The following is a 19,790-nucleotide window of genomic DNA, read 5'->3' as shown; positions in this document are numbered from 1 at the left end:
CTGATGCGGCCAGTGTGACTCGTGAGAAGTACCATGAGCCATGCCCGCCCTCGCCCCGCCCGTGGCCGACGAACGCAGCGCCCTGCGCGAGTTCCTGGCATTTCACCAAAGCGCGTATTTCGCCGTCTCCTACGGCCTCACCGACGAACAGGCCCGCTCGACACCCACGGTCAGCGCGCTGTCGATCGGCGGGTTGGTCAAGCACGCCACCGGGGTGCAACGCAGCTGGATGGCACGAGTGGCCGCCGCGCCGGACGCGCCCCCGAAAGACCCCCGGCCGTTCGAGGAGATTGCCAAGGACTTCGCCGACCAGCACGTGATGCGGCCCGACGAGACGCTGGCCGGGCTGCTGCGGGGATTGGAAGCCCAGAACGCGGAGTCGCTGTGGCTGGTGGAAACGGCGGACCTCAACGCCGAGGTGCCGGTTCCGCGGGACATCCCCTGGTTCCCCAAAAACCAGGGGGCGTGGTCGGTGCGCTGGGTGGTCCTGCACGTGATCAACGAGCTGGCCCGCCACGCCGGGCACGCCGACATCATCCGGGAATCCCTCGACGGCGCCACCATGTACGAGCTGATCGCCGCGCTGGAGGGCTGGGCGATCGACGGGTGGGTCAAGCCCTGGTCTCCCGGGTAGCGGGCTGGTAGAGCGAGCGAGAACTTCGCCGTTGCGCCTCGCCGAGCGTGTTCTCAGGGCGAGAAATCGGCCGAAATCTCGCCCTGAGAACACGCTCGGCGCCAGTTGGTCGCGCCCCGGCGGCCCCGCAGGAATTGGGACTCGACAGCGCCGATTTGGCAGACTGCACAGATGAGCTCCACCAAACACCGCGAGGTGGCCAAGCTTGACCGGGTGCCGCTGCCCGTCGAAGCGATCCGGATAGCGTCCACCGGCTGGCAAGTCACGCGCACCGCCGCCCGCGTCGTCACCAAGCTCCCGGCCAAGGGGCCCTTGCAGCAGAAAGTGATCAAGCAGCTCCCCCAGACCTTCGCCGACCTGGGACCGACGTACGTCAAGTTCGGACAGATCATCGCGTCCAGCCCCGGCGCGTTCGGCGAGTCGCTGTCCCGCGAATTCCGCGGCCTGCTCGACCGGGTCCCGCCCGCCGACACCAAGGAAGTCCACAACCTCTTCGCCGAGGAGCTCGGCGGCCAGCCCTCGGAGCTGTTCGCCACCTTCGAGGAAGAACCGTTCGCGTCGGCGTCCATCGCGCAGGTGCACTACGCGACCCTGCACAGCGGCGAGGAGGTCGTCGTCAAGATCCAGCGCCCGGGCATCCGGCGCCGCGTCGCCGCCGACCTGCAGATCCTCAAGCGCTTCGCCCAGGCCGTCGAGCTGGCCAAGCTGGGCCGCCGGCTGTCAGCACAGGACGTCGTCGCCGACTTTTCCGACAACCTCGCCGAGGAACTGGACTTCCGGCTCGAGGCGCAGTCGATGGACGCCTGGATTTCCCACCTGCACGCCTCCCCGCTGGGCCGCAACATCCGGGTGCCGCAGGTGCACTGGGACTTCACCACCGAGCGGGTGCTGACGATGGAGCGGGTGCAGGGCATCCGGATCGACGACGTCGCCGCCATCCGCAAGGCCGGGTTCGACGGCACCGAGCTGGTGAAGGCGCTGCTGTTCAGCGTGTTCGAGGGCGGCCTGCGGCACGGGCTGTTCCACGGCGACCTGCACGCCGGCAACCTCTACGTCGACGAACAAGGTCGCATCGTGTTCTTCGACTTCGGGATCATGGGCCGCATCGACCCGCGCACCCGCTGGCTGCTGCGCGAGCTGGTGTACGCGCTGCTGGTGAAAAAGGACCACGCCGCGGCCGGCAAAATCGTCGTGCTGATGGGCGCCGTCGGCACCATGAAGCCGGAGGCCCAGGCCGCCAAGGACCTGGAGCGCTTCGCCACCCCGCTGACCATGCAGACGCTGGGTGACATGTCGTATGCCGACATCGGGCGGCAGCTCTCGGCGCTGGCCGACGCCTACGACGTCAAGCTGCCCCGCGAGCTGGTGCTGATCGGCAAGCAGTTCCTCTACGTCGAGCGGTACATGAAGCTGCTGGCACCGAAGTGGCAGATGATGTCCGACCCGCAGCTGACCGGGTACTTTGCCAATTTCATGGTCGAGGTCAGCCGCGAGCACCAGACCGACATAGAAGTGTGATGGAGATCCGCGCCGGCTTTGCGGAAATAGGCTCCGGCGACCTAAAGCTCTACTACGAGGACATGGGTGCCGCCGACGACCCGCCCGTGCTGCTGATCATGGGGCTGGGCGCGCAGCTGCTGCTGTGGCGGACCGCCTTCTGCGAGAGGCTGGTCGGTCGGGGCCTCAGGGTCATCCGATACGACAATCGCGACGTCGGCCTCTCCGGCAAGACCGAGCCGCCCCCGTCCGGCCGGCCGCTGGTCCCGCGGCTGCTCCGGTTCTGGTTCGGCCTACGCGGCGAGGCCCCCTACACGCTGGAAGACATGGCCGACGACGCCGCCGCCCTGCTGGACCACCTGGGCATCCAGCGCGCCCACATCGTCGGGGCGTCGATGGGAGGCATGATCGCCCAGATCTTCGCGGCCCGGTTCGCCGAGCGGACGACGTCGCTGGCGGTCATCTTCTCCAGCAACAATCGTCGCTTCCTGCCGCCGCCGGCGCCGCGCGCCCTGCTAGCAATCCTCAAAGGCCCGCCGCCGGGCTCGCCCCGCGAAGTGATCGTCGACAACGTGGTGCGCGTCACCAAGGTCACCGGCAGCCCGCGTTACCGCATGACCGAGGAGCAAATCCGCGCCGACGCCGCCGAGAACTACGACCGCAGCTACTACCCCTGGGGCGTCGCCCGGCACTTCGGCGCGGTCCTGGCCAGCGGTAGCCTGCTTGCCTACAACCGGCGGACCGTCGCACCGACCGTGGTGATCCACGGCCGAGCCGACAAGCTGGCCCGGCCTTTCGGCGGTCGCGCGGTCGCGCGCGCCATCGGCGGCGCTAGGTTAGTCTTGTTCGACGGCATGGGCCACGACCTGCCCCAGCAACTTTGGGACCGGCTGATCAGCGTGCTAACCAGCAACTTCGCCGAGGCCCGCTGAAGCCGGGATCGGGCGGTTTTTAAGCTCCCGTCAATTTACGGAAGGACTCACAGGGTTGTACCTTTGGCACAGGGAGGTTGTCTGGTGATGGCCAAGCTGAGACCGTATTACGAAGACTCGCAAGCCACGTACGACATTTCGGACGATTTTTTTGGGCTCTTCCTCGACCGCACCTGGGTCTATACCTGCGCCTACTTCGAGCGCGACGACATGACGCTGGAAGAGGCGCAGCTGGCCAAGTTGGACCTGGCGCTGGACAAGCTGAAACTCGAGCCCGGGATGACGTTGCTCGACGTCGGGTGCGGCTGGGGCGGGGCGCTGGTCCGCGCCGTCGAGAAGTACGACGTCAATGTCATCGGCATCACGTTGAGCCGAAACCACTACGAGCGCAGCAAGTCTCGGCTGGCGGCCATCCCGACGACGCGGCACGCCGAGGCACGGCTGCAGGGCTGGGAAGAGTTTGACGAGCCCGTCGACCGGATCGTTTCCTTCGAGGCGTTCGACGCGTTCCACAAGGAGCGGTATGGCGCGTTCTTCGAACGCTCCTACGACATCCTCCCCGACGATGGCCGGATGCTGTTGCACAGCCTGTTCACCTATGACCGTCGGTGGTTGCACGAGCAGGGCATCGCGCTGACGATGAGCGACCTGCGGTTCCTCAAATTCCTGCGCGAGTCGATTTTCCCGGGCGGCGAACTTCCTTCCGAGCCCGACATCGTCGACAACGCAAAAAACGCGGGACTCTCCCTGGAGCAAACGCAACTGCTGCAGCCGCATTACGCAAAAACCCTGGACGCGTGGGCGGCCAACCTGGAGGCTAACCGGGAACGCGCCATCGAGCTGCAGTCCGAGCAGGTGTACGACAACTTCATGCGCTACCTGACCGGATGCGCGGAGCGCTTCCGTAGGGGGCTCATCAACGTGGGCCAATTCACTCTCGCGAAGTAAGGCACATAGCGTCATGGCCAAGGATCTGACGCCGCACTTCGACGACGTGCAGGCGCACTACGACCTGTCCGACGACTTCTTCCGCCTGTTCCTGGACCCCACCCAGACCTACAGCTGCGCCTACTTCGAGCGCGACGACATGACGCTGGAAGAGGCGCAGCTCGCCAAGATCGACCTGGCGCTGGGCAAATTGGGCCTGCAGCCCGGCATGACGCTGCTCGACGTGGGCTGCGGCTGGGGCGCCACCATGCGCCGGGCGATCGAAAAGTACGGCGTGAACGTCGTCGGCCTGACGTTGTCGAAGAACCAGGCCGTCCACGTGCGGAAGTCGTTCAACGACATGGATAGCCCCTGCGGCAGGCGAGTGCTGCTGGCCGGCTGGGAACAGTTCGACGAGCCCGTCGACCGGATCGTGTCGATCGGCGCGTTCGAGCACTTCGGCCACGACCGCTACGACGACTTCTTCACGATGGCCCACAACGCGCTGCCCGACGCGGGCGTGCTGCTGCTGCACACGATCACCGGGTTGACGGGACCGCAGTGCGTCGAGCGCGGCATACCTTTGACGTTCGAGATGGCCCGCTTCATCAAGTTCATCGTCACCGAAATCTTTCCGGGCGGCCGGCTGCCGTCGATCGAGATGGTCCAGGAGCGCTCGTCGAAGGCGGGCTTCCGATTGACCCGCCGGCAGTCGCTGCAGCCGCATTACGCCAGGACCCTCGACCTGTGGGCGGAGGCCCTGCAGGCGCACAGGGACGAGGCCGTCGCCATCCAGTCCGAAGAGGTCTACGAGCGCTACGTCAAGTATTTGACCGGCTGCGCCAACGCATTTCGGATCGGCTATATCGACGTCAACCAGTTCACCCTGGAGAAATAGCGGAAGCGCCCGTCACAGCCGCCAGGGATGTGCCCCGTCCGGTGTAGGGTGCCGGAGATGGCCACCTTTTGAAGGTGTCCAATCGGGAGGGCACATGTTTGAAAATCGTGTGGGGGCCACGCGCAGGCGGTCTGATTTAGACAATGTCCAGGCGCACTACGATCTGTCGAACGAGTTTTTCGCGCTGTTTCAGGATCCGACTCGCACGTACAGCTGCGCGTACTTCCCGCGCGAGGGCATGACCCTGCACGAAGCGCAGCTCGCCAAGCTCGACCTGACGCTGGGCAAGCTGGGGCTAAGGCCGGGCATGACCCTGCTCGACATCGGCTGCGGGTGGGGCTCGGTGATGAAACGCGCCGTCGAGAAGTACGACGTGAACGTCGTCGGGCTGACCCTGTCGAAGAACCAGCATGCTTACTGCCGGCAACTGCTCGGCGATATCGACAGCAACCGGTTGCGACGAGTGCTGCTGCGCGACTGGGCAGACTTCGGCGAACCGGTCGATCGGATCGTCATCATTGAAGCCTTGGAGCACTTCGGCTTTCACCGCTACGACGACTTCTTCAAGTTCGCCTACGAGGTCATGCCCGCGGACGGTGTGATGCTGCTACACGCGATCACGGGGCTGCATGTGAAGCAGGTCGTGGAGCGGGGCATACCGTTGACGATGGAGATGGCCAAGTTCATCAGGTTCATCGTGACCGACATCTTCCCCGGCGGCCGGCTGCCGATGATCGAGAAAGTCGAGGATCACTCGACGAAGGTGGGATTCACGGTGGCCCGCATCCAGTCGCTGCAACCGGACTTCGCCAAGACCCTCGACTTCTGGGCCGAGGCCCTTCAGGCACACCGGGGCGAGGCCATCGCGATCCAGTCCGAAGAGGTCTACGAGCGATACATGAGGTATCTGACCGGCTGCGCCAAGGCATTCCGCATGGGCTACATCGACTGCAACCAGTTCACGTTGAAAAAGTGAACTTGGGTATCGTTGCACGTCAGGTAACCCCCACGACGGCGCGCGTGCGTTTCCGGCAGTGAACTTCATCCAGGAGAACAAGACGACAATGGCTGAGCAACCGACTGGCCCGACGAAGACGCGGACGCGTTTCGAAGACATTCAGGCGCACTACGACGTCTCCGACGACTTCTTCGCCCTGTTCCAGGACCCGACCCGGACCTATAGCTGCGCGTACTTCGAGCCGCCGGATCTCACGCTGGAAGAGGCCCAGTACGCCAAGATCGATCTCAACCTGGACAAGCTGGACCTCAGGCCGGGCATGACGCTGCTCGACATCGGCTGCGGCTGGGGCACCACCATGAAGCGCGCCGTCGAAAAGTACGACGTCAACGTCGTCGGCCTGACGCTGTCCAAGAACCAGCACGCCCGCTGCGAGCAGGTGCTGGGGGCGCTGGACACCGACCGCTCGCGTGAGGTGCGGCTGCACGGCTGGGAGGATTTCGACGAGCCCGTCGACCGGATCGTGTCGATCGAGGCCTTCGAGCACTTCGGGCACGAGAACTACGACGACTTCTTCAAGCGGTGTTTCGACATCATGCCCGACGACGGCCGGATGACCGTCCAAAGCAGCGTCGGCTATCACCCGTTCGACATGGCCGCCCGCGGCAAGAAGCTGAGCTTCGAGACGGCGCGCTTCATCAAGTTCATCATCACCGAAATATTTCCCGGCGGCCGCCTGCCGTCCACGGAAATGATGGTCGAACACGGTGAGAAGGCCGGTTTCGTTGTGCCCGAACCCCTTTCGCTGCGGCCCCACTACATCAAGACGCTGCGGATCTGGGGCGACACGCTGGAGTCCAACAAGGACAAGGCCATCGAGGTCACCTCCGAAGAGGTCTACAACCGGTACATGAAGTATCTGCGTGGCTGCGAGCACTACTTCGCCGACGAGATGCTCGACTGCAGCCTGGTGACCTACCTCAAGCCGGGCGCTGCCGCCTAATTTCTCGGCGGGTGTCGGATTGGGGCTGCGGCCTTCGTCGAATGGGTAGAGAGTGGAGCGCAGGGCTTCGCTCACTACCGGAGGTGACGAACATGCAGTATTTCGCTCTGTTGATCAGCCAGGAGCGCGACTGGACCCCCGAAGAGAGGGCCGCGGAAATGGCGGCCTATCAAAGTTTCCACGCCAAGGCCGCGCCGGCCATCCGCGCCGGTGACGCGCTGTTGCCGACGGCGACGGGCGTGCGCATCACCGAGGGTCCCGACGCGCCGGTAATCACCGACGGCCCGTTCGCCGAGGCGGCCGAGGTGGCTTGCGGCTACTACGTGTTCGAGGCCGACAACCTCGACGAGGCGCTGGCGCTGGCCCGTGACATTCCCGCCGCCCGCCACGGCGCGATCGAAGTTCGGCCGACCTACCACGTGTTCGATCCCGAGTGGTCGCGCGCCGGCGGCCAGTGGTTGGCGCTGTTGCTGGAGCCACCGGCATCCGCGTCCGCGCCCGGCACGCCGGAGTGGCTGGCGGAAGCGGCGCGGCACGGCGAATTCGCTGCTGGCGCAGGCGATCACATTGTCGGCGGCGCCGCCTTGCACGAGTCGACGACGGCGACCACGGTGCGGGTCCGCGACGGCCAGGCGCTGTTGACCGACGGGCCCTACGTGGAGGGAGCCGAGATCGCGACCGGCTTCTACGTGCTGGCCGCCGCCGACCGCGACGAAGCGGTCAAACTGGCCGCGATGATCCCCGCCTCGGCCGTGCAGCTGCGCCAGCTGGCGGGAGCCTCCGGCCTGTAGAACATGGCCGACCTGGACGGCGTCTTTCGGCGGGAATGGGGCCCGGCCGTGGCCGCGCTGGCGCGGTGGTCGGGTGACCTCACGGTCGCCGAGGACGCCGTCCAGGAAGCCTGCGCCGAGGCGCTGCGCACCTGGCCCGACGACGGTGTGCCGGACCGTCCCGGCGGATGGTTGGTGACCGTCGCCCGCAACCGCGCCCGTGACCGTCTACGCCGCGAATCTGCGCGTCCCGCAAAGGAATTGGCGGCCGTAATGGACGACATCCGGGCACGTACCGATCGCACCGACCCGCATCAGGTGCGCGACGACGAGCTGCGGATGATGTTCACCTGCGCGCATCCGGCGCTGGACCGGCAGTCGCAGCTGGCGCTCACGTTGCGGTTGGTGTCCGGGTTGACCGTCGCCGAGATCGCCCGTGCGCTGCTGCAGACCGAGACCGCGGTCGGCCAGCGAATCACGCGCGCCAAGAACAAGGTTCGCCATGCCAACATCCCGCTGCGGGTGCCGCCCGCGGGGCTATTGCCCGAGCGCACGCCACACGTGCTCGGCTGCATCTACTCGGTGTTCACCGAGGGATATTGGTCGACGGCGGGCCCGTCGGCGATTCGTGACGAGCTGTGCGACGAGGGCGTCCGGCTGGCGCAGGAGCTGTGCGCGCTGATGCCGCACGAGCCGGAGGCGCAGGCCCTGGCCGCCCTTGTGCTGCTGCACGATTCGCGGCGGGCGACGCGGGTGGACGACGCCGGGGCGCTGGTGCCGCTCGAGGAGCAGGATCGCCGCCGGTGGGACCGCGGCCGCATCGCCCGCGGGCTGGACCGGCTACGCCGGGCCGAGGGTTCGACGGGCCCGTACCTGCCGCAGGCGGTGATTGCCGCGCTGCACGCCACGGCACCCGCCTGGGACCAGACCGACTGGCTCACCATCTGCGCGGCCTACGACCGACTGCTGCAGCTGACCGACTCGCCGGTGGTGCGGGCCAACCGCGCGCTGGCGCTCGGTTTCCGCGACGGCCCGGACGCCGGCCTGGCCGCGCTGGAGGAGGTGGCGCACGATCCCCGGCTGGCCCGCTCGAACCTCGTCGCGACGGTGCGCGCCGATCTGCTGCGGCGCGCGGGACGGCCCACCGAGGCCGTCGCGTGGTACCGAATGGCGTTGGAGTCCAACGGTTCCGAGCCGGGCCGTGACTTCTTGCGGCGGCGCATCGCCGAATGCGGCGGGTAGCCATTCCCGCCACCAGACACAGAATCGCATCGCCGAAGCGATATCTGTGCGACTCTATGTCTGCTCGCGCAGGGAAAATCAGGCCTCGGCGAAGTTGCGGGTGACCGACGGGTCGACCGGAATGCCCGGGCCGGTGGTGGTCGACACGGTGATCTTCTTCAGGTAGCGGCCCTTCGACGACGACGGCTTGAGCCGCAGCACCTCGTCAAGCGCGGCGCCGTAGTTCTCGGCCAGGTTCTTCTCGTCGAAGGACGCCTTGCCGATGACGAAGTGCAGGTTGGCCTGCTTGTCGACGCGGAAGTTGATCTTGCCGCCCTTGATGTCGGCGACGGCCTTGGCGACGTCGGGGGTGACGGTGCCGGTCTTGGGGTTGGGCATCAGGCCGCGCGGACCCAGCACGCGGGCGATGCGACCGACCTTGGCCATCTGGTCGGGGGTCGCGATCGCGGCGTCGAATTCCAGCCAGCCGCCCTGGATCTTCTCGATCAGGTCGTCGCTGCCGACCACGTCAGCTCCCGCGGCGACGGCAGCATCGGCTTTGTCGCCGACGGCGAACACCGCGACCCGGGCCGTCTTGCCGGTGCCGTGCGGCAGGTTGACCGTGCCGCGGACCATCTGGTCCGCCTTGCGCGGGTCGACGCCGAGCCGGATCGCCACCTCGACGGTTGCGTCCTGCTTGGTCGACGACGTCTCCTTGGCGAGCTTGGCCGCCTGCAGCGGGGTGTACAGGTTGACGCGGTCCACCTTCTCGGCGGCGGCGCGGTATGCCTTGCTGTTCTTGCTCATTGGTTCATCCAATCCGGTGTTGGGTCGTGGTTAGGAAGCGGGCCGAAGCTGGCCCTCCCACGGATAGCGGGCTATGCAGACCTATTCGACGGTGATGCCCATCGATCGGGCGGTGCCGGCGATGATCTTCGCGGCGGCGTCGATGTCGTTGGCGTTAAGGTCGGACTTCTTGGTCTCGGCGATCTCGCGCACCTGATCCCAGCTGACCTTGGCGACCTTGGTCTTGTGCGGCTCCGCCGAGCCCTTGCCCACGCCGGCCGCCTTGAGCAACAGCTTGGCGGCGGGCGGCGTCTTGAGCGCGAAGGTGAAGCTGCGGTCCTCGTAGACCGTGATCTCCACCGGGATGACCTGGCCGCGCTGGTTCTCCGTGGCGGCGTTGTACGCCTTGCAGAACTCCATGATGTTGACGCCGTGCTGGCCAAGCGCGGGTCCCACCGGCGGAGCAGGGTTGGCCTGTCCCGCCACGATCTGCAGCTTGATCAGCCCGACGACCTTCTTCTTCGGGGCCATGAGATGTTGACGTTCCTTCCCAGGGGTTTAGAGGGGTTTAGATCTTGGAAACTTGGCTAAAGGTCAGTTCCACCGGGGTTTCGCGGCCGAAGATCGACACCAGCACCTTGAGCTTCTGCTGTTCGGCGTTGACCTCGTTGATGGTGGCCGGCAACGTGGCGAACGGTCCGTCCATGACGGTCACCGATTCGCCGACCTCGTAGTCGATCTCGACGGCCGGACGTTCCAGCCCGCCCGCCTCGGTGACGGCGGCCGTGCTGGCCGCACCCTTGGCGGCCTTCTTCGTGGCCGCACGCGGCAGCAGGAACTTCACCACGTCGTCGAGCGTCAGGGCCGACGGGCGCGACGTCGCGCCGACGAACCCGGTAACCCCCGGCGTGTTGCGCACCGCGGCCCACGAGTCGTCGGTCAAATCCATGCGCACCAGGATGTAGCCGGGCAACACCTTACGGTTGACCTGCTTGCGCTGGCCGTTCTTGATCTCGGTGACCTCTTCGGTGGGCACTTCCACCTGGAAGATGTAGTCGCCGACGTCCAAGTTTTGCACGCGGGTTTCCAGGTTGGCTTTCACCTTGTTCTCGTATCCCGCGTAGGAGTGGACGACGTACCAGTCGCCGGGCTTGCTGCGCAGCTCCGCCTTGAGCGCGGCGGCCGGGTCGACCTCCTCAACCGGCTCCGCGTGCGCTGCGGTCTCTGAGATGGTCTCTGAGATCTCAGGGGACTCGGCGACCTCGTGCACGTCGACCGCCTCACCCGCGGACGTTTCACCGTCGAAGGTAGTCACGGTTTTCAGTCCTCTCTATCGCTCTGCAATGCTCAGCCGAACACCAACAGCACCAGCTTGGCCAGGCCGAAATCCGCGAGGCCGACCAGCGCCACCATAAAGGCCAGGAACGCCAGCACCACCGAGGTGTAGGTGAGCATCTGTTTGCGGTTCGGCCAGATCACCTTCCGCATCTCCGTAACGACCTGCTTGAGGTACGTGTAGACGAAGACGACGGGATTGACCGAACGGTCCCCGGATTTCCTCGATTTCTTGGCCTTCTTGCCGGTCCGGCGCTTCTTGGCCTTGTCTTTCTTGACGTCTTTCTCGGCGGCCTCGACCTCGTCCGGCGACTCTACGTCGACGTCTTCGTCGGCATCGGCCACTCGCTGCCGCGACCGCTTGCCGGTCGGGCGTTGCGGCCGCGTCACTGTCACCACGGCCGTCCGACCGCCGCTCCCGCGGCCGTCCTCGGTGTCGCCGCCGTCGCTTGCGGCGTCGTTGGCAACGTCGCCTTCGTCGCTCACCGCATGCTCCTTTGTTTGCTAGTGTCCCGCGAGCCGTCCCACTGTGGTGGCCACATCTTCCAGTGTCCACCATGGCACATACCCATGGTCGTCTTCAGCAGGGGCGACAGGACTTGAACCTGCAACCTGCGGTTTTGGAGACCGCTGCTCTGCCAGTTGAGCTACGCCCCTTCGCGGTTGGCAGGCCAGCCTGTGCTTACCTGCCGGGGCTCACATGACACGCGCGCCCCCGCTCGTTCGACTCGCGGAAAGCGCGCTGATGCTGGGAAAACCCCGAGATTCGAGTGTACTCGATTCCACTCAAGCGCAGGAAATCCGATACCAATTACGACGTTCTGACGACCTGTCCGGATTCCTTGTCCCATCTGAGTTGGATGGAGTCATCACCCTGATGGCCCATCAGGGTGGTGTAGGCCTCGATCACCACCTCGCCGTCGTCGTTGGTGCAGATGTTCTTGGTGACGACGATGTCGGCGCCGAAACGCTCGTCCACCGAGTGGATGTGCATCCTGGCCCACAGCTTGTCGCCGGCCAGTATCGGCTTGTAGAAGACGAACCGCTGGTCGACCTGGACGATCTGCATGGTCTCCATGCCAATGTCGACATTCCGGAAGAAGTCCGTCTGGACAAGTTTCGCAAGTATCGACACGAACGTCATCGGCGCAACGATGTTGTCATAACCGAGTTCGGCGGCCGCGTCCTCGTCGTAGCAGGCCGGATCCTCGCACTTGATAGCTTGCGCAAACTGACGAAGCTGCTCGCGGCCCACGACGAAGTAGTCGGGATACCGCCAGACCATCCCGCGGATGTCGGTCTTGAGCGCCATAAACCTACGCCCGTCTACGCCAGCTTCGCCGACGCGATGGCCCGCCCGAAGATCTTCTTGCCCCCGGCGGTGGCCGTAAGCGCGATGGTCACCGACTTGCTCTCCGGATCGAGCGACTTCACCCGGCCGCTGAAGACGAGCTCGGCGCCCTTGCCGTCGTTGGGCACCGGCACCACGGCGGTGAACCGCACGTTGTACTCGGTGACCGCGCCCGGGTCGCCGACCCACGACGTGACGTAGCCGCCACCCAGCCCCATGGTCAGCATGCCGTGGGCGATCGCGGTGTCCAGCCCGACGACTTTGGCGATCTCATCGTCCCAATGGATCGGGTTCAGGTCGCCGGAGACTCCCGCATAGTTCACCAGATCCTGGCGGGTCAGCGGGTAGGTCTTCTCCGGAAGCCGGTCACCCACCTTCACCGAACTGAACTCACGCAGTGCCATCAGTAAATCCCTCTTCTCCATCCTCGGCGGCACGGCCCGCCAGGGTCGTGTAGGTCTCCTGGACAATCTCACCGGCTTCGTTGGTGATGATGTTCTTGGTCACGATGATCTGGGTGGCGTGCGCCTCACGCACCGAGTCCACGTACACGTCGCAGTAGAGCCTGTCGCCCGCCACGATCGGCTTCTGGAATTTCAGCACTTGGTCGACCTGGACGATCTGCTGGTCCGTGACCGCGATGTTGGCGTGCTTGAAGAACGCCGATTGCGCCTTGTAGCCGAACACACAGATGAACGTCAACGGGGCCAGCAACCCCTTGTAGCCGAGCTCGGCCGCCGCGTCCTCCTCGAAGAAGGGGGTGTCGTCGTTTTGCACGGCTATCGCGTACTCGCGGATCTTCTCCCGCTCAACCTCATAGTGGTCGGGATATCGGTAGTGCATCCCGATGATGCTTGTGGTCAACGGCACGGCTGTAGAACCTACCTAGTCGATCCGAATCAACGCTTGCAGGTCGACGCTAGCGTGTCTCGCGGTGCGCCTGGTGCTTGCCGCAATTCGGGCAGAACTTCTTCAGCTCCAAGCGGTCCGGGTCGTTCCGGCGGTTCTTCTTGGTGATGTAGTTGCGGTGCTTGCACACCTCGCATGCGAGGGTGATCTTCGGCCGCACGTCGGTACTGGAAGCCATGACGGTTCTCTCTCAAATCTCTCTCAAACGTCGCGTTGTTGTGTCGTAGCGATGGCCGGGCTCGAGCCGGCGACCTAACGATTATGAACTAACGCGGCCCAGCAAACCTCATCGCTTCCGCCTATTGCGGCCGCGTCTGGGGGCAGGGGGCTCGTGTGTCACGATTCCGCTACCGGGTTCGGCGTCCGCTTTCAACCATGGTTGGTTCCGCTCTTTCACGCACTGAAGGCAGCGTCTGCCGCCGGTCGTGGGGTTGACGTAGACGTTTTCCGGTGTCAGCGGGTGGTTGCGTTTGCAATGCGTCTTGCTGGCGTTGAAGTGCGTCCCGTGCCGCACGGTGTCGAGCTGGTTGTTGGACAACGTGTCATAGCGAAGGTTCTCGGCGCGGTTGTCGGTGGCGATGCCGTTGTTGTGACAGACGTGCATGCCGGCCGGTCGCGGACCGATGAACGCCTCCGCGACGATGACGTTGACCCGCAGCGCCCGCTTTCGAGCCGCCTCGTCTTGAACATGAACGATGAGGTAGCCGTTCTCGTTGAGCTGGAGCTTCCTTATTCGCCCGGCGACCGGAAACGGGCTGTTGTTCTTACGCACCTTGATGTGAGGCTTGGTACGCACCCGCCCAAGGTTCGAAACCTCGTAGCTCGGGAATCCGGCGATGGTACGCCATTCCTCGGTTGTCACCGATTCTTCGGTCGTCGCTGTCTCTTCAGTTATCACTGGCTCTTCCGTCATCGCCGCCGCCGAGTCGATAGTCCGACCGAGCCCCGCCGCGACTTGCGAGTGTTCACCATGCCAGCCATTTTCCACTGCCAACTATTTCAACATGCAAGCACCCGGGGTTCGCTAGGCCGGCCCGTACGGGCCCGTGTTGTACGTGTCATTTTCGCTGAATAAACGCTGGCCGGACGCCGTACCGGCTCAAAAAAACGCCTCTGAAGTAGCGATGGCCGGACTCGAACCGGCGACCTAACGATTATGAGTCGTTCGCTCTAACCGACTGAGCTACATCGCCTCTGGTATGCGCCGCTAGCTTGCTCGGCGTCCGCCGAGCCCCCTAACGGAATCGAACCGTTGACCTTTTCCTTACCATGGAAACGCTCTACCGACTGAGCTAAGGGGGCCATTCACCCAAGCGGCGGCCAGTGCCGCCGCGGGCCTAACAGAGGGTACAGCCTGGCGCGTAACGTCACCAAACCACCGACGAGGTCCGCGCGCGGTGGCGGGAAGGATCAGCCCTTGTCGCCGCTGCGGCGAGGTTGCCACGCGTTGAGGTCGCTGAACTCGTCGTATTCGTCGCCCTGCTCATCGCCCGCGCCCGCCGCGCCGAGCAAGGTCCGCAACGCGAGATGGACGGCTTCGCGCGTGTCAGCCAGATGGAATCGACGTATCGCCTCTTGGACCAGGTCGTCGTCGATTTCGATCTCGACCCTCTTCTTCATGTGCCAACAATACCCACTGCGCATAACCCCGAACCCGATGGACGGCGGCTCTTTTCCGGCAAAGCGCGCCCGAATGCGAAGTGGCCGGGACGAGCCCGGGGATGGGTCATAGTCTGGTCAGATGTCAGACGACCGGCTGTACTTCCGTCAACTGCTATCGGGTCGCGATTTCGCTGCTGGCGACCCGTTCGCGACGCAAATGCGCAACTTCGCCTACCTGATCGGCGACCGCCGGACCGGGGACTGCGTGGTGGTCGACCCCGCCTACGCCGCCGGCGATCTGCTCGACGCCCTCGAGGCCGACGGCATGCACCTGTCCGGGGTGTTGGTGACCCATCACCACCCCGACCACGTGGGCGGGGAGATGATGGGCTTCAAGCTGAAGGGCCTGGCCGAGCTGCTCGAGAGGGCACCCGTGCCGGTGCACGTGAACTCCCATGAGGCCCTTTGGGTTTCGCGAGTCACCGGAATCAGCGTCGGCGACCTCACCACCCACGAGAGCCACGACAGGGTCGGCGTCGGCGACATCGAAATCGAGCTGCTGCACACCCCGGGTCACACGCCCGGCAGCCAGTGCTTCCTGCTCGACGGCCGCCTGGTCGCCGGCGACACGTTGTTCCTGGAGGGCTGCGGGCGCACCGACTTTCCGGGTGGCGACTCCGACGCGATGTATCGCAGCCTGCAGCAGCTGGCCACGCTTCCCGGTGACCCGACGGTGTTTCCGGGGCACTGGTATTCGGCCGAACCGAGCGCGTCGCTGTCGGAGGTCAAGCGCTCCAACTACGTGTATCGAGCCTCTAATCTCGATCAGTGGCGAATGGTGATGGGCGGCTGAGCGGCCCGGCGGCCATTTGTGTGTCCTGATGCGGATGGATTTCATGGCCGGCAATATGCGCCGGGCGCCCTATTATCGGGATAATCGGGCCAGCGAATACTATCGGGTCAGCGAAATTTCCGGCCGAAGATCACTGTGATATAAGCGGAGGGGTGGATTCAATGGGGTGGCTCCAGAGCGGCTGGCACGGGGTCACCGATGTGGGATCCGGCACCTGGTTGGCATGGGCGGCGTGGGCGGCGATTTTGCTGGGTGTCGTCGCGCTGGTCTTCGCGGGCCGGCAGATCAAACTCAACCGCCGGTTGGCCGCGGAGCAGATCCGCCCCCACGTCGCGATGTTCATGGAGCCGCATCCCGCCGACTGGCACGTGATCGAACTCGTGGCCAGAAATTTCGGCCAGACCGCGGCCTACGACATCCGGTTCTCGTTTCCGACTCCGCCGACGGTCGCCGAATACGAAAATGCCGCCGACGGCTACGCCGACGTCGTCGAACTGCGGCTGCCACGCGAGTTGCCGGTACTTGCGCCCGGCCAGGAATGGCGCATGGTGTGGGATTCGGCGCTCGACCGGGCCGAGATCGGCGGCGGCATCGAGTCTCGCTTTACCGGGACCGTGACCTACTACGACCGCCCCGACAAGCCGCGCGGTTGGCGGTTCTGGCAACGCGATCGACCTGCGCTGCAGACCGATGTGGTACTGGACTGGGATGCCCTGCCGCCGGTTCAGCGCATCGAGTTGATGACGACCCACGACCTGGCGAAGCGGGAAAAGCAGAAGCTGGAGCTGCTGCGCGGCCTGCTGACCTACTTCCACTACGCGAGCAAGGAAACACGTCCCGACGTGTTCCGCAGCGAGATCGAACGGATCAACAGCGCGGTGCAGGAGACCCAGGACAGGTGGCGCACCCGGCAGCTCGAACAGCCCACCGATGTCAGCCTGCGCTGGGGTAACGCCGAAGCCGACCTGGGCAAGCACCGCAGCCAGCACGTTTGACGGGCAAGGAGCAACCCATGAGCGGCCCGGTCGCCTACAGCCACAAGGATTCCATCGCGGTCATCGGGATGGACGACGGCAAAGTCAACGCGCTGGGCCCAACGATGCAACAGGCCCTCAACGAGGCGCTTGACCGGGCCGACAGCGACAACATCGGGGCGCTGGTGCTCACCGGCAACGAGCGGGTGTTCAGTGGCGGGTTCGACCTGAAGATCCTGACCTCCGGTGAGGTGCAGCCGGCGATCGACATGCTCAGGGGCGGCTTCGAGCTGGCGTATCGGCTGTTGTCCTACCCCAAGCCGGTGGTGATGGCCTGCACCGGACATGCCATCGCGATGGGGGCGTTCCTGTTGTCGTCCGGCGACCACCGGGTGGCCGCCCACGCGTACAACATCCAGGCCAACGAGGTCGCGATCGGCATGACCATCCCCTATGCGGCCTTGGAGATCATGAAGCTGCGGCTGACCCGGTCGGCGTACCAGCAGGCCGCCGGGCTGGCCAAGACGTTCTTCGGTGAGACCGCCCTCGCCGCCGGCTTTGTCGACGAGATCGTGTTGCCCGAGATGGTGGTCGATCGCGCCGAAGAGGCCGCGCGGGAATTCGCCGGCCTGCACCAACACGCCCACGCCGCGACCAAGTTACGCGCCCGCGCCGACGCGCTCAAAGCCATCCGCGCCGGCATCGACGGAATAGAAGCCGAATTCGGTCTGTAGGGAGAAGGCGATGCGGTTGCCCGGGCAACCGCCTCACCCTCGTGTCGCCTCCTCCAATTTCGAAGTGTGGCACGCCAACGCCGGGCCGTCACTTCACCCCTGATGAGCTGGGCCGATTGCCGTCAACCGGCCCAGCGGAAGCGCTTGAGATAGGCGGCCCAGTCCCACGTCGACAGGAACTCCTGCGTCGCCTCATACCCCTTGTCGTAGAGCTCTTCCAAGCGTTCTGCAGGGGCATCGAAGTCGAGCACGCCCACGTTGGTCGATTCGACGACGATCGCGCGGGTTGAGACCCACGGGTGGTTGAGGTGGGTCTGGTCGTGCCCCGCCAGCATCGTCGTGAGCAGGCTTTCCAACAATGCCGTCTGTTCGAAGAAGCGCAGGGGTTTCAGCGCGGGCATCACCGCACCGATGCCCTCGGTAGGCCTCGGTAAGACCGTGATCCCGAACGTCGGCCAGCGTGGTGATTTGCCGTCGGGCCGGTCGAAGGTGTCGATCGGAAAATTCGACAGCACACCACCGTCGACGAGGGTGGATGTCGCCCCGCTGACTCCGGTCAGCTTGACCGGGCGGTAGAAGAACGGGATCGCCATCGAAGCACGGACCGCCTCGGCGACCGGCTGCTCATCGGGGTCCAGCCCGTAGAGCCGCCGGTAGTCCCACGGCAGTCTCACCAGCTGGGCCGCGGTCAAGTCGGCGACGGTGGTCACCAGCTTGTACTGCCGTCCCCCGATCAGGTAGGCCTCGTCGAGAAGCAGATCACCGAAGGTGGTGACGCCCAGGTTCTTCAGCTCGCCCCGAATCCAGTCGTGGGCGACATCACCCCGATACATGCTCGTTTCCCGCACCAGTCCCCACGCGGCACCGAGATAGGGGACGGGCCCCGCGTCGCGCCACTTGTGCAGCGGCACCGAGAAGGCGAGTTCCTTGACCTCCGCGCCGGTCAGCTGGCCCTCTTTGGACCCGGCCGCCAAGATCGCCGCGACCACCGAGCCGGCCGAAACGCCCGACACTCTCTTGATCGAATATCCGGCATCCATCAGCGCGACGATGGCGCCCACCAGACCGATGAACTTGACGCCGCCGCCGGAGAGCACGAGATCCACGGATTTCGGCTGTTCCGCCTTGACCGCCATCTAGTTCTCCGCCGAAACCCATTGGTAGGGAAGGAATTTCCCGTCGAAGGTCACCACGACGCGGTCGCCGGAGGGGTGCGGCTTTTTCTGTAGGTCGACGCTGAAGTTGATCGCGCTCATGATGCCGTCGCCGAATTGTTCGTGGATCAGCTCCTTGATGGCGCCGCCGTACACCTGAAGGGCCTCGTAAAAGCGGTAGATGGTCGGGTCGGTCGGCACCCTGGTGGGCAGGCCGCCGCGCATGGGCGGCGCCGCCAGCACGGGCACCGCCGACTCGTCGAGGCCGAGCATCGCGGCGAGCACCTTGCCGAGCTCGGCGGGAATCGGCTGCTGGCCGAGCAGCGCCGACGTGGTCCATACCACCGGCCTGTCGATGGCGTCGGCCAGCTGCTGCCAGGTCAGCCCCTTCGCCAGCCGCGCGACGACGATCCGCTCGGTGAGTTCGTTTCTGTTCATCGTCCCGCCATGCCCGCCCGAGTCACGCCGGCTTCGTCGCGGTGACCAGGCGCGTGGAGAACCAGGGGCCGCCGTACCACATGCGCCATCCGAGGTTGCGGCGCTTCACGTTTCGCCAGCCCAGATCGCGCAGATGTTCGGCGTGCCGACGGGTCTCCCACAGGTCCGCGACGGCGAGGCGACCACCCGGCCGCAGCACCCGGACCGCCTCGTCCAGCGCCTGCCGCCGGCCCTCGCTGGTCGGGATGTTGTGGATGGCCAGGCTGCTGACGATGACGTCGACGCTCTCGTCCGCCAACGGCAGGGCGGTCATGTCGGCGGTGCGCACCTCGACGCGATCGGCGACGTTTTCCAACGCCGCGTTGGCCAGCGTGGCCTGCTGCGAGTTGTCGGTCTGGTCGGCCTGCCACAGATCGACACCTATCGCCCGGCCCCGCGGCAACCGCTTGGCCGCGGCGAGCAGCACCGCACCGCGCCCGCATCCGAGGTCGAGCACGGTTTCGTCGCCACCCAGCCGCAGCTCGTCGAGGATGCGGTCCCACACCACGAACTTGCCCGCTCGCGTTGCGTAGGCGTACGAGGCCGTTGTCGCAGCGATCGCGGCAGCCGATGCTCCCGACAGCGCCGCCATCAGCCGCTTGCCGCGTGCCCAGCTGATCCCGGCCCACACCGTCAGGGCCACCGTTTGGGCGCCGATGCCGATCGCCTGCCCGCGCGCCGAGATGGTGTGAAACGAGCCGTCGATTCCGTAGTCGCCGTAATGGTCATGCACGGTCACGAGCTTACGACTCGACAAGGCGTCGACCCCGCCCAT

Annotated in this window: 24 protein-coding genes, 3 tRNA genes and 1 pseudogene; 12 read left to right on the top strand and 16 right to left on the bottom strand. The window is 65.4% G+C overall.

What is annotated here, in order from left to right:
• The first annotated feature begins 61 nt into the window (after positions 1-61).
• From K3U93_RS04100 to K3U93_RS04060, 9 genes are all read left to right on the top strand, one after another.
• Positions 62-634 carry a DinB family protein gene (locus K3U93_RS04100; RefSeq protein WP_083009518.1) on the top strand — a complete coding sequence of 191 codons (573 nt, stop codon included), beginning with the start codon at positions 62-64 and terminating at the stop codon, positions 632-634.
• 171 nt (positions 635-805) lie between these two features.
• Positions 806-2,152: an ABC1 kinase family protein gene (locus K3U93_RS04095; RefSeq protein WP_083009338.1), complete on the top strand. Its 1,347-nt coding sequence runs from the start codon at positions 806-808 to the stop codon at positions 2,150-2,152.
• Entirely contained in the window at positions 2,152-3,063 is a 912-nt protein-coding gene (locus tag K3U93_RS04090; protein WP_083009335.1) for an alpha/beta fold hydrolase, read from the top strand. Before K3U93_RS04095 ends, K3U93_RS04090 begins: the two co-directional genes overlap by 1 nt.
• 87 nt (positions 3,064-3,150) lie before the next feature.
• On the top strand, positions 3,151-4,011 hold the full coding sequence (gene mmaA1 / locus K3U93_RS04085) for a mycolic acid methyltransferase MmaA1 (RefSeq protein WP_083009333.1): 861 nt from the start codon (positions 3,151-3,153) through the stop codon (positions 4,009-4,011).
• A 13-nt stretch (positions 4,012-4,024) separates the two neighbouring features.
• Positions 4,025-4,888 (top strand): cyclopropane mycolic acid synthase MmaA2, encoded by an 864-nt coding sequence (gene mmaA2, locus K3U93_RS04080; RefSeq protein ID WP_083009330.1) that lies wholly within the window; start codon positions 4,025-4,027, stop codon positions 4,886-4,888.
• Positions 4,889-4,982: 94 nt separating this feature from the next.
• Entirely contained in the window at positions 4,983-5,864 is an 882-nt protein-coding gene (mmaA3, locus tag K3U93_RS04075) for a methoxy mycolic acid synthase MmaA3 (protein ID WP_083009327.1), read from the top strand.
• Between the two features lie 88 nt (positions 5,865-5,952).
• Positions 5,953-6,849, top strand: a complete 897-nt coding sequence (mmaA4, locus tag K3U93_RS04070) for a hydroxymycolate synthase MmaA4 (RefSeq protein WP_083009516.1) — start codon at positions 5,953-5,955, stop codon at positions 6,847-6,849.
• A 92-nt stretch (positions 6,850-6,941) separates the two neighbouring features.
• On the top strand, positions 6,942-7,640 hold the full coding sequence (locus tag K3U93_RS04065) for a YciI family protein (RefSeq protein ID WP_083009325.1): 699 nt from the start codon (positions 6,942-6,944) through the stop codon (positions 7,638-7,640).
• Positions 7,641-7,643: 3 nt separating this feature from the next.
• Complete coding sequence (locus K3U93_RS04060; protein WP_083009322.1) at positions 7,644-8,861, top strand: RNA polymerase sigma factor; 1,218 nt, start codon at positions 7,644-7,646, stop codon at positions 8,859-8,861.
• Between the two features lie 78 nt (positions 8,862-8,939).
• Here the strand turns inward: K3U93_RS04060 and rplA are convergent, their stop codons facing one another.
• The 13 genes from rplA to K3U93_RS03995 all read right to left on the bottom strand — a co-directional run bounded on the left by rplA (position 8,940) and on the right by K3U93_RS03995 (position 14,841).
• Complete coding sequence (gene rplA / locus K3U93_RS04055) at positions 8,940-9,647, bottom strand: 50S ribosomal protein L1 (RefSeq protein WP_071513561.1); 708 nt, start codon at positions 9,645-9,647, stop codon at positions 8,940-8,942.
• An 81-nt stretch (positions 9,648-9,728) separates the two neighbouring features.
• Positions 9,729-10,157, bottom strand: coding sequence for a 50S ribosomal protein L11 (gene rplK, locus K3U93_RS04050; RefSeq protein ID WP_071513560.1), 429 nt, complete (start codon positions 10,155-10,157; stop codon positions 9,729-9,731).
• A 37-nt stretch (positions 10,158-10,194) separates the two neighbouring features.
• Complete coding sequence (nusG, locus tag K3U93_RS04045) at positions 10,195-10,941, bottom strand: transcription termination/antitermination protein NusG (RefSeq protein WP_083009319.1); 747 nt, start codon at positions 10,939-10,941, stop codon at positions 10,195-10,197.
• Between the two features lie 32 nt (positions 10,942-10,973).
• A complete protein-coding gene (secE, locus tag K3U93_RS04040; RefSeq protein ID WP_083009317.1) occupies positions 10,974-11,447 on the bottom strand; it encodes a preprotein translocase subunit SecE in 474 nt (157 codons plus the stop codon).
• Between the two features lie 98 nt (positions 11,448-11,545).
• Positions 11,546-11,618: transfer RNA gene (locus K3U93_RS04035), tRNA-Trp, on the bottom strand.
• Between the two features lie 154 nt (positions 11,619-11,772).
• Positions 11,773-12,273 (bottom strand): (3R)-hydroxyacyl-ACP dehydratase subunit HadC, encoded by a 501-nt coding sequence (gene hadC, locus K3U93_RS04030; RefSeq protein ID WP_071513557.1) that lies wholly within the window; start codon positions 12,271-12,273, stop codon positions 11,773-11,775.
• A gap of 14 nt (positions 12,274-12,287) precedes the next feature.
• On the bottom strand, positions 12,288-12,716 hold the full coding sequence (gene hadB / locus K3U93_RS04025) for a (3R)-hydroxyacyl-ACP dehydratase subunit HadB (protein ID WP_071513556.1): 429 nt from the start codon (positions 12,714-12,716) through the stop codon (positions 12,288-12,290).
• Entirely contained in the window at positions 12,703-13,155 is a 453-nt protein-coding gene (hadA, locus tag K3U93_RS04020) for a (3R)-hydroxyacyl-ACP dehydratase subunit HadA (RefSeq protein WP_420915399.1), read from the bottom strand. The genes hadB and hadA overlap by 14 nt, the downstream gene beginning before the upstream one ends.
• Before the next feature lie 76 nt (positions 13,156-13,231).
• Positions 13,232-13,399 (bottom strand): 50S ribosomal protein L33, encoded by a 168-nt coding sequence (gene rpmG, locus K3U93_RS04015; protein WP_003898538.1) that lies wholly within the window; start codon positions 13,397-13,399, stop codon positions 13,232-13,234.
• A 108-nt stretch (positions 13,400-13,507) separates the two neighbouring features.
• On the bottom strand, positions 13,508-14,209 hold the full coding sequence (locus K3U93_RS04010; RefSeq protein ID WP_083562784.1) for an NUMOD4 motif-containing HNH endonuclease: 702 nt from the start codon (positions 14,207-14,209) through the stop codon (positions 13,508-13,510).
• Positions 14,210-14,340: 131 nt separating this feature from the next.
• A tRNA-Met gene (locus tag K3U93_RS04005) sits at positions 14,341-14,414 on the bottom strand.
• Positions 14,415-14,450: 36 nt separating this feature from the next.
• Positions 14,451-14,523 (bottom strand) — tRNA-Thr (locus K3U93_RS04000).
• Between the two features lie 108 nt (positions 14,524-14,631).
• Positions 14,632-14,841 carry a type II toxin-antitoxin system VapB family antitoxin gene (locus K3U93_RS03995; protein WP_071513553.1) on the bottom strand — a complete coding sequence of 70 codons (210 nt, stop codon included), beginning with the start codon at positions 14,839-14,841 and terminating at the stop codon, positions 14,632-14,634.
• A 121-nt stretch (positions 14,842-14,962) separates the two neighbouring features.
• Between K3U93_RS03995 and K3U93_RS03990 the strand changes: the two genes are divergently transcribed.
• From K3U93_RS03990 to K3U93_RS03980, 3 genes and pseudogenes are all read left to right on the top strand, one after another.
• Positions 14,963-15,676, top strand: coding sequence for an MBL fold metallo-hydrolase (locus tag K3U93_RS03990; RefSeq protein ID WP_083009312.1), 714 nt, complete (start codon positions 14,963-14,965; stop codon positions 15,674-15,676).
• 161 nt (positions 15,677-15,837) lie between these two features.
• Positions 15,838-16,679 (top strand): annotated as a pseudogene (locus K3U93_RS03985) (DUF8453 domain-containing protein); the annotation flags it as partial.
• Between the two features lie 9 nt (positions 16,680-16,688).
• Complete coding sequence (locus K3U93_RS03980) at positions 16,689-17,384, top strand: crotonase/enoyl-CoA hydratase family protein (protein ID WP_083009306.1); 696 nt, start codon at positions 16,689-16,691, stop codon at positions 17,382-17,384.
• 122 nt (positions 17,385-17,506) lie between these two features.
• Here the strand turns inward: K3U93_RS03980 and K3U93_RS03975 are convergent, their stop codons facing one another.
• Genes K3U93_RS03975 through K3U93_RS03965 form a run of 3 tightly spaced genes read right to left on the bottom strand, consistent with a single transcriptional unit; the run spans position 17,507 to position 19,748 of the window.
• On the bottom strand, positions 17,507-18,520 hold the full coding sequence (locus K3U93_RS03975) for a patatin-like phospholipase family protein (RefSeq protein ID WP_071513549.1): 1,014 nt from the start codon (positions 18,518-18,520) through the stop codon (positions 17,507-17,509).
• Entirely contained in the window at positions 18,521-18,976 is a 456-nt protein-coding gene (gene cynS / locus K3U93_RS03970; protein ID WP_083009304.1) for a cyanase, read from the bottom strand.
• Positions 18,977-18,998: 22 nt separating this feature from the next.
• Positions 18,999-19,748, bottom strand: coding sequence for a class I SAM-dependent methyltransferase (locus tag K3U93_RS03965; protein WP_083009514.1), 750 nt, complete (start codon positions 19,746-19,748; stop codon positions 18,999-19,001).
• Between the last annotated feature and the right edge of the window lie 42 nt (positions 19,749-19,790).

The sequence above is a fragment of the Mycobacterium malmoense genome, assembly GCF_019645855.1.
GTDB classification, from domain to species: Bacteria; Actinomycetota; Actinomycetes; order Mycobacteriales; family Mycobacteriaceae; genus Mycobacterium; species Mycobacterium malmoense.
This window is presented reverse-complemented; position numbering and strand designations above follow the sequence as displayed.

Coding starts and splice junctions, on each gene's coding strand:
- K3U93_RS04095 (WP_083009338.1), top strand. CDS start 806: ATGAGCTCCACCAAACACCGCGAGGTGGCCAAGCTTGACCGGGTGCCG.
- K3U93_RS04090 (WP_083009335.1), top strand. CDS start 2,152: ATGGAGATCCGCGCCGGCTTTGCGGAAATAGGCTCCGGCGACCTAAAG.
- mmaA1 (WP_083009333.1), top strand. CDS start 3,151: ATGGCCAAGCTGAGACCGTATTACGAAGACTCGCAAGCCACGTACGAC.
- mmaA2 (WP_083009330.1), top strand. CDS start 4,025: ATGGCCAAGGATCTGACGCCGCACTTCGACGACGTGCAGGCGCACTAC.
- mmaA3 (WP_083009327.1), top strand. CDS start 4,983: ATGTTTGAAAATCGTGTGGGGGCCACGCGCAGGCGGTCTGATTTAGAC.
- mmaA4 (WP_083009516.1), top strand. CDS start 5,953: ATGGCTGAGCAACCGACTGGCCCGACGAAGACGCGGACGCGTTTCGAA.
- K3U93_RS04065 (WP_083009325.1), top strand. CDS start 6,942: ATGCAGTATTTCGCTCTGTTGATCAGCCAGGAGCGCGACTGGACCCCC.
- K3U93_RS04060 (WP_083009322.1), top strand. CDS start 7,644: ATGGCCGACCTGGACGGCGTCTTTCGGCGGGAATGGGGCCCGGCCGTG.
- rplA (WP_071513561.1), bottom strand. CDS start 9,647: ATGAGCAAGAACAGCAAGGCATACCGCGCCGCCGCCGAGAAGGTGGAC.
- rplK (WP_071513560.1), bottom strand. CDS start 10,157: ATGGCCCCGAAGAAGAAGGTCGTCGGGCTGATCAAGCTGCAGATCGTG.
- hadC (WP_071513557.1), bottom strand. CDS start 12,273: ATGGCGCTCAAGACCGACATCCGCGGGATGGTCTGGCGGTATCCCGAC.
- hadB (WP_071513556.1), bottom strand. CDS start 12,716: ATGGCACTGCGTGAGTTCAGTTCGGTGAAGGTGGGTGACCGGCTTCCG.
- hadA (WP_420915399.1), bottom strand. CDS start 13,155: ATGCACTACCGATATCCCGACCACTATGAGGTTGAGCGGGAGAAGATC.
- rpmG (WP_003898538.1), bottom strand. CDS start 13,399: ATGGCTTCCAGTACCGACGTGCGGCCGAAGATCACCCTCGCATGCGAG.
- K3U93_RS03995 (WP_071513553.1), bottom strand. CDS start 14,841: ATGAAGAAGAGGGTCGAGATCGAAATCGACGACGACCTGGTCCAAGAG.
- K3U93_RS03990 (WP_083009312.1), top strand. CDS start 14,963: ATGTCAGACGACCGGCTGTACTTCCGTCAACTGCTATCGGGTCGCGAT.
- K3U93_RS03980 (WP_083009306.1), top strand. CDS start 16,689: ATGAGCGGCCCGGTCGCCTACAGCCACAAGGATTCCATCGCGGTCATC.
- K3U93_RS03975 (WP_071513549.1), bottom strand. CDS start 18,520: ATGGCGGTCAAGGCGGAACAGCCGAAATCCGTGGATCTCGTGCTCTCC.
- cynS (WP_083009304.1), bottom strand. CDS start 18,976: ATGAACAGAAACGAACTCACCGAGCGGATCGTCGTCGCGCGGCTGGCG.